The sequence below is a fragment of the Anaerolineales bacterium genome, from assembly GCA_015075725.1.
GTDB lineage: Bacteria > Chloroflexota > Anaerolineae > Anaerolineales > Villigracilaceae > Villigracilis.
Genome location: JABTTV010000001.1, coordinates 1,325,590 through 1,338,850 on the forward strand (window position 1 = coordinate 1,325,590; position 13,261 = coordinate 1,338,850).

The following is a 13,261-nucleotide window of genomic DNA, read 5'->3' on the forward strand; positions in this document are numbered from 1 at the left end:
TTTCCTGTTTTTAAAAGGAGAACAACATGAAAGATAATTCACTGTACAAACTTGGCGGGTTCGCCTCAATCATAGTAGGTATTTCATATGTCGTTATTGGGATTACCACCGTACTCCTCCCGCCTAACCTGGCTGGCGTTCCCGAGGCACAGTCACCTTTTATGTTTTTTGAAGCCAACCGCAGCTTGCTGATGACCCAATATTGGTCATTCACCATCGGAGCGATCTTTGCACTGGCAATGATCCCTGCAGTATCAGCGACGGTTCAACATCTGAACGAGGGCTGGGTGCGCTGGACTTCGTCACTGGCAACGCTCGGCTTTGCGGTAGCAATCCTTGATAACTATTGGGCTATTGTAGTAACTCCCGCCCGCGCCGCAATTTACACGACTGGCAGCGAGGCGGTCCGCGCCGCATTATCAATTCCTGGTGAGCCTCAGATCCTTGATGTTCAGGGTTGGCTTGCGAGCGGCGGAGTTGGTTTATGGGTATTCGTAATTGGTCTGTTGGCATTACGCGGCAAGGTCTTTCCAAAAGGCTTAGCCTATTTGTGGATCATTGGCGCGTTGACTTATTTCATGTCGCTCGCCGCCTCGGTCATTCCTGATCTTTATCTTTCAGGTGTGTTAATCGCCGTCTCTGGTATTGGCGCTGTTCTGGCTCCCATTGGCTATGGCTGGATGGGCTGGTGGCTTTGGAATAAAGCTCAAGAAATCGCGCCATGACGATGGAGCAGGCGATTCAGTTGGCGTTGGAGTAGACCATCCATATCCAAAAGTAATGAGGAGAATAGCAATGAGCTGGTATTTATTCGTAAAGTATTTACACATTCTCGCCGTCACCATCACCACAGGCGGGATGTTCGCGCGGCAGTTGGTGCGCGGTATGGCAAAGAAAAGCGACGATGTAAAGACCGTTGCAGCGCTCACGCAAGTTGCACATCGAATTGACCGCATGATGGTCATCCCATGGAGTAACACCATCCTCATCTTTGGCGTCATCCTGGCAGTGATGATGAAGTGGCCCATTTTTGGCTTTCTGCAAGGCGCTTCTCAGAACTGGCTGCTGGTCTCCAATATCCTGTTGATCATCATGCTGTCCTTGATCCCTGCAGTATTCATCCCTCACAACAAAAGGGTGGAGGCGGTTCTGCAAAACGCGCTCTCAAAAGGAAACGTCACTCCTGAATTGACTGCGATGCTTAATGACCAAAAGAATAAAGTGGCGCATCATGTGGAGGAGATCATCACCCTCGTCATTGCAGCGTTGATGGTGCTCAAACCGTTCTAAAGGAACTCAATATGGACATCTCCATCCGCCGTTTGGAACCGAACGATTACGAAGCCATACAAAAGATCTTCGCGGGTCCAAAAGTGGTTTGGGGAACACTTCAACTCCCGTATCCATCTGTCGAAATCTGGCGCAATCGCATCGCGGAAGTTCCCAACGATATGTTCAGGCTCGTAGCCATGGTGGGAATCGAGATGGCAGGGCAATTGGATTTGTTTACCTCCCCAAACCATCCGCGTCGCAGGCACACGGGGCAGATCGGCATGGCAGTGCGGGACGACTTTCAAGGTCAGGGCGTTGGCTCGGCATTGATGCAAGCCGCGACAGACCTGGCTGATAACTGGCTCAACTTGAGACGACTCGAACTGGAAGTCTATTGTGATAACGAACCTGCGGTAAAACTTTATAAGAAGTTTGGATTCGAAATCGAAGGTACATTGAAAGGCTACGCCTTCCGCGCGGGGGAATATGTGGATGTATACAGTATGGCGAGACTGAAATCCAATTAGCCGTTCATACTATTTTCAAAAGTTTGATTTCACACCAATCCCTGCTTCCTTGCAATATCTGCCGCCTGAGTGCGGTTCTCCGCTTGAAGTTTGGCAAGGATGTTCGAGACATGGTTCTTGACCGTGCCTTCGGTGATGAACAATTTCTCCGCCATATCTTTATTGGAGGCGCCTTGTGCCAATAAAACCAGCACTTCCCTTTCACGTTCGGAAAGCGACTCAATCGTCGAGGTCGTGGGGCGCATCATTTCGCGCAGGGCGCGCGAGGCGATCTCAGGCTGGATGAAAACTTCGCCTTCGTATACGCGTCGAATCGTCTCGATCAGTTTGTTCGCGGGGGTATCTTTGAGCAAATATCCCATCGCGCCCGCGCGCACACCCTGATACACGTAATCGTCACGGTCAAAAGTGGTGAGGATGATGACCTTTGCCTGCGCCCATTCATGGCACAATTTGGCGGTTGCTTCGACGCCGTTGAGGATGGGCATCTGCACATCCATGAGGATGACATCAGGGCGGAGTTCCAGCGCCAGGCGGATGCCGCTTTCACCATCTCCCGCTTCAGCGACTACGTGCAAGCCTGGTTCGAGATCGAGAATCGTTTTCAGCCCCTGACGCATCAGAGTCTGGTCTTCGACAAGCAGGAGTTTGATGGGATCAGGCATGGGCGGAGAAAAACCTTTTAAAGGATGGGCAGTTTCACGTCGACGCGTGAGCCGTTGCCGTTGCCAGTCAACGTCAATGTGCCGCCAAGTCCTTCCACACGTTCGCGCATGCCGCGCAATCCATAATGACCGGGTTGTTTTTCCGCATCAGGCGGCAAACCGCGCCCGTCGTCTTGAATGGAAAGAAGCGCGGCGTTGGATGTGATGCTGAGTTGAAGTTGAACGGTGTGCGCCGCGGCATGACGTTCAATGTTGGTCAGCGCTTCCTGTGCGACGCGCCAGATCGTTTCAGCGTGAGCAGGCGAAAGTTGATTCGCATCATCGTGAATATGACAGGCAATGGCAAGATGCGCACGTTGACCCACTTCCACGCTTAAGGTTTGTAGCGCCTCCCTCAACCGCCGTTCGCCCAAACCGGGCGCGCGCAACCCCGCGAGGGAACGGCGCAAATCGTCCATGCTCGCGCGCGTCAGGGTCTTGAGTTCGTCCACTTGCGCGGAGGCACGTTCGGGGTCTACTTTATAAAGGCGTTGAATCGCCTCCAATTGAACGGAAAGGGCAACCAGTGCATGACCAAGACTATCGTGCAGATCTCGGGCGAGCCGCTCGCGTTCCTGGAGAGTCGCAAGTTCGGTGTCGCGTTGATGAGCGAGTTCCAATTCCTTTTGAGCGGACTCCAATTTGGCGATGAGTTTGGCGCGCTCTCCGCTGGTACGTATGATGCCAGAAATGAAGAGAAAGACCGTCATGCCGCCAAGCCATTGGAACGTAAATCCGATCACAGCGCCGAGCGGAATCTGCCTGAGGTTCCAATCCGAAGTGATCAGGGCGATCAGAAAGGTGACAATGGCTGTCCCGGGCATGACGGCCCGAAGCGGCAATAATCCAAACATTTGTCCAAAGTAGGTGAAACCCAGCCACCATGGAAATGGATCGAGCCAACACGCCACCCCCCACATACAAATTCCACCAATGAAATACAAGGCAAGATTTCGGCGTGAAATAGGCCAGCCGCCACGCGTGATACAGAAAAAATATGACAGCCCCTGCCCAATACACAAGGCTGCAACCGTCCACTCGCGCCAGGTTAGTTCATTTGCATTGGTAATGAGAACCGCGGCGGCGGCAAGGCTGAATATCAATATGGATGCCACATCCCAAAATCTGCCATAGAGTTTAAAGTATTGGGCAGGTATCGGGAGTTCGCTATCAGCCAGATGAGATGGGCGAGTTTCCGTCATGTGGAAAGTGTACTCTGGAAGAAGGAAAGTGAAAAGTAATCATGGCTCAACGTCCCGCAGGTTGGAAAACCTGCGGGACGTTACTACCTTACGCCTTCGGTTCCCAGCGGAATAACTTTGCGGCGATAAAGGTTGCGCCGATGCCATAGACGGCGAGCAGGAACAGATGCGACAGCCATTTGGGATCGAGTGTGGCTTCCAACAGGGCGGAACGTACGAGTTGAACGACAGGATAAGCGGGCAGATATGGCACTATATTTCGCATCCAGTTCGGCAGCATATCCAGGGGAAAGACCATGTCGCTGATAAACATGAGCGAAGAATAGATGGTCATCCCAACCGCTGTCGCTGTGCCGGCTTTTGCCGCGACTCCGCTGATAATGCCGCCCAGTGCCATGAACGCCAGCAGTCCAACCAGGATCATCGGATACGCCAGCGCGAGACTCAACCCACTGACAGGGACTTTATAGAGCAGAACACCGGCGATGATGATCAACGTGCTTTGCAAAATGCCGATCAGCAGGTTGACAAGGAGATACGAGCCGATCAATTGTCCGGCAGGCAGAGGCGAGGCTTGCAACCGGCGCAGGATACTCTTCTCACGCATCTCCAGCATCATGTTGGAACTGCCGACCAGCCCGAAACTCAAAGCGTTCAACACGATGACGCCGGGGGTCATATAATCCATGTACTGACTCATGACGACTCCGTAGATGAGCATCAACAGAATTGGGAAGGCAAAGTTCCAGAATAACACAAAGCCGTTTCGCAAGTGCATGAGGAATATGGCTTTGGTGAGGATCAAAAATCTTTTCATGGGGTAATTCCTTTCAGAGTGCAGATCAGTTAATTGGATTCAGACAGCGCGCGTCCGGTCAATTTCAGGAAGACATCTTCCAGGTTGGGCTGGCGCAGCATCACGTCACGGACAGAGCGCCCGGCGGAGGCGGCTAAGGCGTGGAGGGCTGTCAAAGTCAGTTCGGGCTTGGCAGTTTCCATTTCCAGGTGCTGACCGGTGTAACGCGCATTGCTCACGCTGGGCAACGACCGTACTTGATCCAATGGCAATTCAACGGTTGCTTTCAGCATCGAATTCAATTGCAGATTGGCGATCAGGGCGCTCGGGCTGTCGCAGGCTACGATCTCGCCGCGGTCAATGATGGCGATGCGCCCGCATAACGCCTCTGCCTCCTCCATTGCGTGGGTGGTGAGGACAACGGTGCGGCCCTCATCATGCCACTGGCGGACGATGTCCCAGACGGCGCGGCGGGCATGCGGGTCAAGCGCGGAGGTCGGTTCATCGAGCAGAACGATTTGCGGGTCGTTGGCAATCGCAACCGCCAGTGCCAGGCGTTGTTGCTGTCCACCGGAGAGGCGACGGGCTGGTACATTGCGCTTCTCAACAAGATCTAAGCGAGCCAGAAGATCGTTGATCTGCCCAGAGGTAAGGTAGACTTCATACAATGCGGCGTAGACTTCCACCAGCTCGGTGACGGTCAGGTCGTCCATCAAGGCGGTCTTTTGTAGTTGGATACCCAACTGGCGTTTCGTCGCGGCTGAGTCCGCCTGGACATTAATTCCGCCAATGTGAACGCTGCCATCTTTGGGTTTATGCAGGCCTTCCACAACGGCGAGCAGGGTGGTCTTGCCCGCGCCGTTGGGTCCCAGCAAGCCGAAGATCTCGCCTTTTTCCACTTTCAAGTTCACGCCTTTCAGCGCCTGAGTGGAACCATAAACAGCTGTCAAACTTTGTACGTCAATAATCGGTTGAGACATGGTTAAACTCCTTTGTTGATAGCTTCATGATACAAAAAAGACGGGCATCGCCCCAGTCCCGGAAGCAGGATTGTGACTATGTCGAAAGTCATATTGCCGGATATGAACAACGAGACCGGCGATAAGCCGGTCTCGTTGAAATGTGTTACAGGGGTACGAGCTGAACACCAGAATCAGCCCACCCGTCCAAAGAACTCATCCTGCAAACGTTTCGTCTCTGCATCATCCTTGAACGCCCGGTTGTCGAATTCCAAGTCGCCGCGTTGTTGAATACCGATGTGGAAGTGAGCTACTACTACAACTGAGGCATTCTCCATACGGTGTTGAGGAATTTGGTGAAGTGAGAAAGGAGAAAAAAGCCCGGGATTTTCCAGGGCTTTTTTGTCGCTTCATACCTGTCATATAATGGAACAAATGACCCTCCACACCTACCTGCCTCAGGATCGGCTGCGCGCGTTGGCTCGCAGGGGAAAAATGCCGGACCGCACTTACGGGTCGGCGTTGTTTGCCGATATCTCCGGCTTCACTCCACTGACGGAATCCCTCGGCGATTCACTGGGCGCGCGGCGCGGCGCGGAGGAAATGACCAAACATCTCAGCCGCGTGTATAACGCATTGATCGCCGAAGTGGAGAGTTTTGGCGGGAGCGTGATCGATTTTGCGGGCGATGCGATCATGTGCTGGTTCGACGGTACTCACGGCTCGACGGAGGTCCGGGCGGTCTCCTGCGCCCTCTCGTTACAGCAAGTGATGGTTGCTTTTAAACCCATCTCTCTGCCGAATGGGAAATCGATCACGATGGCGGTCAAGGTCGCTGTCACAAGCGGACCGGCTCGGCGCTTCATCGTTGGCGACCCGGCGGTGAACTACATCGACGTGCTTGCGGGGGAGACCATCGCGCGCACTTCTCTGGGTGAGAAACTTTCGCATAAAGGCGATGTGCTGGTCGATAAAGCCACAGCGGATGCGCTTGGCAACGCATTGACAATTTCAGAATGGCGCGCGAGTCCGGAACCGGATTCCGTCCCTTTTGCGGTAGTGAGAGGTTTCAAAACCCAGGGACTCTCCCTTACGCCTTTGGAAAGAGCGGGACTGCCATCCGATGAAGAATTAAAAACATGGATCCACCGGTCCGTCTATGAAAGGGAAAGAGCGGGGCAGGGATCCTTGATGACGGAATTTCGTCCTTGCCTGGCGCTCTTCGTTCGTTTCAGCGGGATCGATTACGACTCTGACGAAGCTGGGGATCAATTGAATAATTTGATCCGGTCGATGCAGGCACGGGTGGTGGAATTCGGGGGTGCATTGTTGCAGATCACGGTGGGAGACAAGGGCAGTTATGCCTATATCAACTTCGGCGCGCTCGGCATGCATGAAGACGGTCCGCGCCGGGCGGTGAAACTGGCATTGAGCCTGCGGGAATCGCTTGGGTCGGACGGATTCAAACCGTCCCTGCAGATCGGCATCACGCAGGGGACCATGTTCGTCGGTCCGTATGGAAGCGAATCAAGAAAAACCTTCGGGGCGCTGGGGGATGATGTCAACTTGTGCGCGCGTTTGATGACAACCGCCGCGCCGGGAGAGATCCTGGTCTCGGGCCGTGTCCGCAAGGCGCTCCCCGATGAATTCGTTTACGAAGCCCACGCGCCGATGAACGTCAAAGGCAAAACCGAACCGCTCTCTGTATATTCCATCCTTTCGGTGAAACAACAACGCGCCGTCCGTTTGCAGGAACCGGCGTATGCGCTCCCGATGATCGGGCGAAAAAAGGAATTGGGGCTTGTTTCTGAAAAACTATCCCTGTCAATTCAAGGGAAGGGACAGATCGTCGGCGTGACCGGCGCAGCGGGGATGGGCAAGTCGCGGTTGATCGCGGAAGGAATCCGCCTCGCGCGCCGGGGAAAGTTGACCGGCTACGGCGGCGCATGCAAGTCGGACGGAGTCGACACGCCCTACCTCGTGTGGAGCGGAATCTGGAACGCCTTCTTCGATCTCGATCCCGCCATGCCTTTGCGAAAACAGATCCGCTCCATCGAACGTGAGTTGGAAGACCAGGCGCCGGAGAATTTGGACGCGCTTCCATTGCTGGGTTCGGTCCTTGGTCTGCCGCTGACCGAAAATGAATATACCCGCGCACTGCAGCCCAAGGATCGTAAAAGCCAGCTCGAGGCATTGTTGCTGCATTGTCTTGAATATTCGGCGCGCGAAGCCTCCGGGACGGGCGGCGGTTTGCTGCTTGTATTGGAAGATCTGCATTGGATCGACCCTGTTTCTTCAAATCTGCTGGACTTGATCTCGCGCGCCGTCGAAAACCTTCCGATTCTGATTCTGCTGTCTTACCGCCTGCCGGAGATCGACGCGCTCGACCCCGGTGTAAGCAACCTGCGCGCCCTGGCTCATTTCACTGAAGTTCGGCTCACCGATCTGACCGAGGCGGAGTCGGAACAGGTCATCCGCGGAAAGCTCCAGCAATTATTTCCCGAACAACGCGGCGGCATTCCACATTCCCTGATCGAACGCGTCACAGCACGCGCGCAGGGCAATCCGTTCTACGCCGAGGAGCTGCTGAACTTCCTGCGCGATAGCGGCTTCGATCCTCACAACGAAGAGGCGCTCGCGCGCCTCGAACTTCCCGGCAGTTTGCAAAGTCTCATACTCAGCCGCATCGACCGGCTGACTCCCGCCCAGCAGCTTGCCTTTCGGGTGGCAAGCATCATCGGTCGTTCATTCCGGCTCGAGGATCTGCTCAAATATTATCCGTGGCAGGGACTCTCGCAGAACATCACCTCAGATTTGCAGGAGCTTGTAAAGGCCGACCTGCTCCTGCCTGATCCCTCGGAACCGGAAGCTGTTTATATTTTTAAACATCTCCTCACCCACGAAGTCAGCTACGAAAACATCGCGTATGCCACCCGTGTGCAGTTACATGGAATGTACGCTGAATATCTCGAAAGGACACATCCTGAAAGGATGGAACAGATCGCTGCGTCGCTGGCGCACCATTATGACCGGGCACAAATTCCGGAGAAAGCGGCTTACTACCTGACCAAGGCAGGCGACCAGGCGGCGGCAAATTATGCCAACGAAGAGGCGCTTTCGTATTTCAACCGGGCGTTGAAAAACCTGACCGGGGAAGCAACGCGGGCGCACTTCGACATCCTATGGAAACGCGAACGCATTTATGACCTGCTCGGCAAACGACTCGAACAACGTCAGGACCTGGAGACTCTTTCCCGCCTTGTCGACTCTTTCGAGGACGCGCCGAACCTTCGTGCCGGACTCTTCATCCGCAAAGCGAGGCTGGAGATCGATACAGGCGACTTTGCCGCTGCAAAAACGAATGCGCAGACGGCGATCCGCGAATCAAGCGCAGACGACGAAGGGTCTGCTGATCTAATCGTGGACGCTCTTTTGTTGGAAGCGCGCGCCATGTTCCTCGCCGGGCAGGCGGTTGCTGCAAAACCTCAGTTGGAGGATGCCCTGAAGCGCTCCCGCGAACATCGCTACCTGCGCGGGGAATACAATGCGCTGGCAGGCCTGGGGTTGTGGAACTGGTATAACGGCGATAACAAATCTGCCGTTGAGTTGATGGAACAGTCCCTGGCATTGATCCGCCAGGCAGGCGACATCCGCCGGGAATCTGATATTTTGAACAATCTCGGAATCGTCAGCAAGGATATGTCCAAATTTGACGAAGCGCTGGCGTATTACGAAGCCGCCCAGAAGATCGCAAGAAAGATCGGGGACCGCTCCGGCGAGGCAAGCCTGCTCGCGAATATGGGGCGTGCCTGCTTGGTCGCCCGCGATTACATTCAATCGGAAACCTACAGCGTGCAAGCTGCTCAACTCGCGGCTGAAGTCAACGAACCGGCTGTGCGGGGCATCGCGCTTCATAACCGCAGCGAAGCGCTCAGGTTGTTGGGGCGGTATGCCGAAGCCAAAGAGTCCGCCGAAGAAGCGTTGAAGATGGCGCTGGCTTCCGGTTACAAGACTGGCGAAGCGGATACTCTGGAAAACATCGCCATGATCGAGTTTGCACAAGAAGATCATGAGCGGGCGATGGGACATGCCGAAGCTGCCCTGGCAATCGCGCGGGAAATTTCTTCGCGGCGGGTCGAGACCAGCGTACTGACCCGCATCGGAATGTTTCGGCTCGAAATGGGGCAACTCGACGCCGCTCAAAGCGCGTTGAGCGAGGCGGAGGAGATCGGCCGGGAACTCAATGAACCGATTCCCATGTTCGAGATCCAAGCCGGGCTGGCGCAGGTTGCGTTGGCTCGCGGCGGGCCGGACTCACCCGAAAGGGCGATGGCTCGTATCCAGGCGCTTGCCGATGAAATTCTTCAGGATCCGCCCACACAACAATCCCTTATCCTGCCGATGGGGTTATATCTTGCAAGTATTCGCATTCTGCTCGCGCGGAACGATCCGCGTGCCGAAAAGATCATCGCCCGCGCCAATTGGTTGATGAAATCGCGCAGTGACCGAATCCCCGATTCCGCGCTTCGCGCAAGTTACCTGAACATCCCCGAGCACTGCGCCATCGCGGAGTTCGCGGGCGGCTTCAATTCATAGTCTCTCGCCCGGAGGTCTCCATGCCAAAAAAGCCGAACTTCACTGCCAAATTAAAACTGGAAACGGGGACGCATTCCGCGTTTATCAATCAGTTGCGCGCCTCGCCGGATGGTAAAACCCTCGCTTCCTCGAGCATCGATAAGACCATCCGGCTCTGGGATGTCCCTGCACAAAAACAAACAGGCATGCTGCTCGGGCAGATGGGCGCAGGGAACGAAGGAGCGATACAGGCGTTCTCGTTCAGCCGCGATGGAAAATATATCGTTTCCCTCGCGTGGATGTACCCCGATGACCGGCAGGACCAGAACGAACGCGAAACAGAATTGCGCGTGTACGAACTTGCGACAGGCAACCTTCAAGCCGGATTCCGCTATCCGGGCACGCTTCAAGACCTGGACTTCAGCCTGGATGGCAAATACCTGGCTTTGGCTGGCAACCCGAACCAATCCCGCCGGGGACTCTTGATGGTCCATAAGACGAAGGATCTTCTCAAAGGGTTCGGTAAAAAACCGGAGCCGTTCGCTTCGACGGTTTTGTATGAAAGCGGATTGGTTCCCTCCTATGTCCGCTTTGTGCCGGAAAAGCCCGGCAAGGGCGGCGACTATCGCATCATTGCCTCTGCCTGGGAGCCGTTTGGATATCGGCCGGGCAGGCTTTCCTCTTTTTCATTTTCCATCTCGAAAAAATTGACCGGACTGTTCAGCAGGGATTTGGAAGAATGGATTGCGCCGGACTCTCTTGCAGTAAGCCGCCAATTCATTGTGATCTCGCCCGCCGATTTCGACGAGAATATAAATAAAAAGTTCTATTGCTACGATCTCGATGGAAAGTTGGTGAACGTCGTCGATTCGGAATCCCCTCCGGCGAACCCCGCTTTTTCATCCGACGGAAACCGGCTGATCGTCGGGCAGAGGCGGGATAGTTCCATTGTCCAGATCAAAGTATATGACACGGCTTTTGGTCAATTCCCGCTGAAGAGCGTTTATTTCGGCCACGACTCCCAGGTTTTCGGCGTGGCCTTGCCGGGTGGAGACCTTGCCGTCAGCGCGGGCGGCGACCAGAATGCGCTCCATTTTTGGAGCACGGAACACATGGAAGGTGAATTCATCGCCGAAAGCAAGGGCGTGGGAAGGGTCGTCCATGTCGTGGGCGTCAGCCCGAATGAACAGATCGGTTTTGGCACGCGCGATACCCTGCGTTTGGATGATGGTAGGATCGTGTTGCAGCGCGTCTTCGACCTGCGCACCATGACGCTGAGATCGTTTCCGTTTCATGAAGCGGCCGAGTTCCGCCGCGCCGAAAAAGCATTCGGCAAACAAAGCCTGGATTTCTCGGAGCAGGGCAATTGGAATTTATTACTCCTGCCGAACGGAAGTTACTTTCCTGTTCCTTCCGGCGATTGGTACAACGTGTCCACGTATGGGTTTACCGAAAAAGGTTCCGTGGTGATCGGCTCGCAGGACGGTAAACTTCGTTTCGCGCCTCGCAGCCCGGAGGGAACGTATCAATTATCCGAACGTGTTCTCGTCGGGCATGAGGCATCCGTTATCGACCATGCGGCTTGTGGAAAATGGCTGGTCACTGCCGGCGCGGACCAGGTGATGCGTCTGTGGTTTTTGGAAGATGCCGAGAATGATACCGGTGAACATTTATGCCCCGCCTTGAATTTATTCGTCGGCGCGGACGATGAATGGGTGATCTGGAGTGAAAGCGGCTACTACAACGCCAGCCAGGACGGAGACATGCGCTTCGGCTATCATTTGAACCGCGGTCCCGAGATGGAGGCCGTCTTCATCCCCAGCGACCGCCTGAGCAAGACCTTTTATCGTCCCGATATCATTCAAGCCATTGTGGAGCACGGCAACGAGAAGCGCGCCTTGGAAGAACTGGCTAAAGAGGGCATTCAAATTGGCAAGGTGGATGTCATCGATGCCCTGCCGCCCATTGTGGAATTTCTAAAGGGCGGAGTGAGGCGGACCAAACGGGAAGTCACCTTCCGGTTCTCGGTTCAGAACCTGAGCCCGAAGAATCCAGTCCGCCGCGTATGGATCGTCCAGAACGAAGGTTTTGTCTGGGAGGCGAAAAAGATCGCAAAGAATTACACGGTCAAACTTCGGCTGAAGCCCGGTTGGAACGGATTTAAAATTCTGGCGGAAAATGATGCCGCGAAGTCGATCCCCCTTCAATTCGAGGCAATCGGACCGGGACCGGATCAGAAACAGCGAAAGAACAGTTTTCTGGTTCCATTCACAAGCAGAGGTGTGGAGCAGACCGCCCTGGGCAGGATGGGAACCGCGCGCGGCGCACCCGAGGCGGAGGAGGCGGCGCGATCCCAGGCGAACATTTTCCTCGAAGGACGGGAGAACGGGACTCTGTACCTGCTGGCGGTGGGAGTTTCGAAACTAAAGAACGAGACCGACGATTTCAAATCGCTGACCTATGCAGACGACGACGCTGAAAGCATGTACAACGCCTTCGCTCGTTCCATGCTGGAAGGTACTTTGAAGAACAAGGGCGCATTGAAGAACAAGGCGTTCAAGTCTGTCGAGGCGTCCATCCTGCTGAACGAACAGGCGACGAAAGAAGCCATTTTCAAAGAGGTGGACGCGATCTGCGAAAAGATCAGGAAAAGAAAGGCGAAAAACGATTCCCGGCGGGATGTCCTCATGGTCTTCCTTTCCGGTCACGGTGTGAGGCGGAGCGACGCGAAGGAACGCGAATTGTATTTCTGGTGTTACGATCTGTTGAAGACCAGCACGCGCGCCACCGGGCTGTCGTTCATCGAACTTGGGGAAAAGATCACCGCCCTGCCGGTGGATGTGATCCTGGCGACGGACGCATGCCATTCCGGCATGGCGGGCAGCGAAGTTGTCCGCGGCGTGGACCCGAATGAACTTGCAAAGCGCATCTACGCGATCAACGAACGCGGAATCTACATCCTGAACGCCGCCCGCAGCGAGGAATTTGCCCGGGAGCACCCGTCGATTGGGCATGGCGTGTTCACCAAGGCGGTCCTCGAAGCGCTGGAGTTCGAGAGCGATTTCAGCATGCTGAACATCATGGCTTCGGTCCAGCGCCGTGTGCTGCATTATACGAATGGCATCCAGACGCCCGTCTTTCGCATGTACGGCGACCTGCTGCCCCTGGTCGTGTACGAAAAATGACAGGCAGGGCGCAAGTGCATTGCATCCGCGTGATTTTGTGG

The 13,261-nt window shown here is 55.0% G+C and carries 10 protein-coding genes; 5 read left to right on the forward strand and 5 right to left on the reverse strand.

Annotation, left to right across the window (positions count from 1 at the left end; genetic code table 11):
* Positions 1-26: 26 nt before the first annotated feature.
* From HS100_06400 to HS100_06410, 3 genes are all read left to right on the forward strand, one after another.
* Positions 27-725, forward strand: a complete 699-nt coding sequence (locus tag HS100_06400; GenBank protein ID MBE7433526.1) for a DUF4386 family protein — start codon at positions 27-29, stop codon at positions 723-725.
* Positions 726-795: 70 nt separating this feature from the next.
* Positions 796-1,290: a DUF2269 family protein gene (locus tag HS100_06405; protein MBE7433527.1), complete on the forward strand. Its 495-nt coding sequence runs from the start codon at positions 796-798 to the stop codon at positions 1,288-1,290.
* Between the two features lie 11 nt (positions 1,291-1,301).
* Complete coding sequence (locus HS100_06410; GenBank protein ID MBE7433528.1) at positions 1,302-1,799, forward strand: GNAT family N-acetyltransferase; 498 nt, start codon at positions 1,302-1,304, stop codon at positions 1,797-1,799.
* 29 nt (positions 1,800-1,828) lie between these two features.
* On the opposite strand, the gene HS100_06415 is transcribed toward HS100_06410, so the two are convergent.
* From HS100_06415 to HS100_06435, 5 genes are all read right to left on the reverse strand, one after another.
* Positions 1,829-2,464: a response regulator transcription factor gene (locus HS100_06415; GenBank protein MBE7433529.1), complete on the reverse strand. Its 636-nt coding sequence runs from the start codon at positions 2,462-2,464 to the stop codon at positions 1,829-1,831.
* A gap of 17 nt (positions 2,465-2,481) precedes the next feature.
* On the reverse strand, positions 2,482-3,705 hold the full coding sequence (locus HS100_06420; protein MBE7433530.1) for a sensor histidine kinase: 1,224 nt from the start codon (positions 3,703-3,705) through the stop codon (positions 2,482-2,484).
* An 88-nt stretch (positions 3,706-3,793) separates the two neighbouring features.
* A complete protein-coding gene (locus tag HS100_06425; GenBank protein ID MBE7433531.1) occupies positions 3,794-4,522 on the reverse strand; it encodes an ABC transporter permease in 729 nt (242 codons plus the stop codon).
* A gap of 29 nt (positions 4,523-4,551) precedes the next feature.
* Positions 4,552-5,481 (reverse strand): ABC transporter ATP-binding protein, encoded by a 930-nt coding sequence (locus HS100_06430; GenBank protein ID MBE7433532.1) that lies wholly within the window; start codon positions 5,479-5,481, stop codon positions 4,552-4,554.
* 173 nt (positions 5,482-5,654) lie between these two features.
* Positions 5,655-5,798, reverse strand: coding sequence for a hypothetical protein (locus tag HS100_06435; protein ID MBE7433533.1), 144 nt, complete (start codon positions 5,796-5,798; stop codon positions 5,655-5,657).
* 97 nt (positions 5,799-5,895) lie between these two features.
* Between HS100_06435 and HS100_06440 the strand changes: the two genes are divergently transcribed.
* Together HS100_06440 and HS100_06445 are read left to right on the forward strand one after the other, a co-directional pair.
* The gene (locus HS100_06440) at positions 5,896-10,056 is read left to right on the forward strand and encodes a tetratricopeptide repeat protein (protein MBE7433534.1); all 4,161 of its coding nucleotides are present in this window, start codon (positions 5,896-5,898) and stop codon (positions 10,054-10,056) included.
* A gap of 20 nt (positions 10,057-10,076) precedes the next feature.
* Positions 10,077-13,220: a caspase family protein gene (locus HS100_06445; GenBank protein MBE7433535.1), complete on the forward strand. Its 3,144-nt coding sequence runs from the start codon at positions 10,077-10,079 to the stop codon at positions 13,218-13,220.
* The last annotated feature ends 41 nt before the right edge of the window (positions 13,221-13,261 follow it).

Coding starts and splice junctions, on each gene's coding strand:
- HS100_06430 (MBE7433532.1), bottom strand. CDS start 5,481: ATGTCTCAACCGATTATTGACGTACAAAGTTTGACAGCTGTTTATGGT.
- HS100_06410 (MBE7433528.1), top strand. CDS start 1,302: ATGGACATCTCCATCCGCCGTTTGGAACCGAACGATTACGAAGCCATA.
- HS100_06445 (MBE7433535.1), top strand. CDS start 10,077: ATGCCAAAAAAGCCGAACTTCACTGCCAAATTAAAACTGGAAACGGGG.
- HS100_06405 (MBE7433527.1), top strand. CDS start 796: ATGAGCTGGTATTTATTCGTAAAGTATTTACACATTCTCGCCGTCACC.
- HS100_06435 (MBE7433533.1), bottom strand. CDS start 5,798: ATGGAGAATGCCTCAGTTGTAGTAGTAGCTCACTTCCACATCGGTATT.
- HS100_06440 (MBE7433534.1), top strand. CDS start 5,896: ATGACCCTCCACACCTACCTGCCTCAGGATCGGCTGCGCGCGTTGGCT.
- HS100_06420 (MBE7433530.1), bottom strand. CDS start 3,705: ATGACGGAAACTCGCCCATCTCATCTGGCTGATAGCGAACTCCCGATA.
- HS100_06415 (MBE7433529.1), bottom strand. CDS start 2,464: ATGCCTGATCCCATCAAACTCCTGCTTGTCGAAGACCAGACTCTGATG.
- HS100_06400 (MBE7433526.1), top strand. CDS start 27: ATGAAAGATAATTCACTGTACAAACTTGGCGGGTTCGCCTCAATCATA.
- HS100_06425 (MBE7433531.1), bottom strand. CDS start 4,522: ATGAAAAGATTTTTGATCCTCACCAAAGCCATATTCCTCATGCACTTG.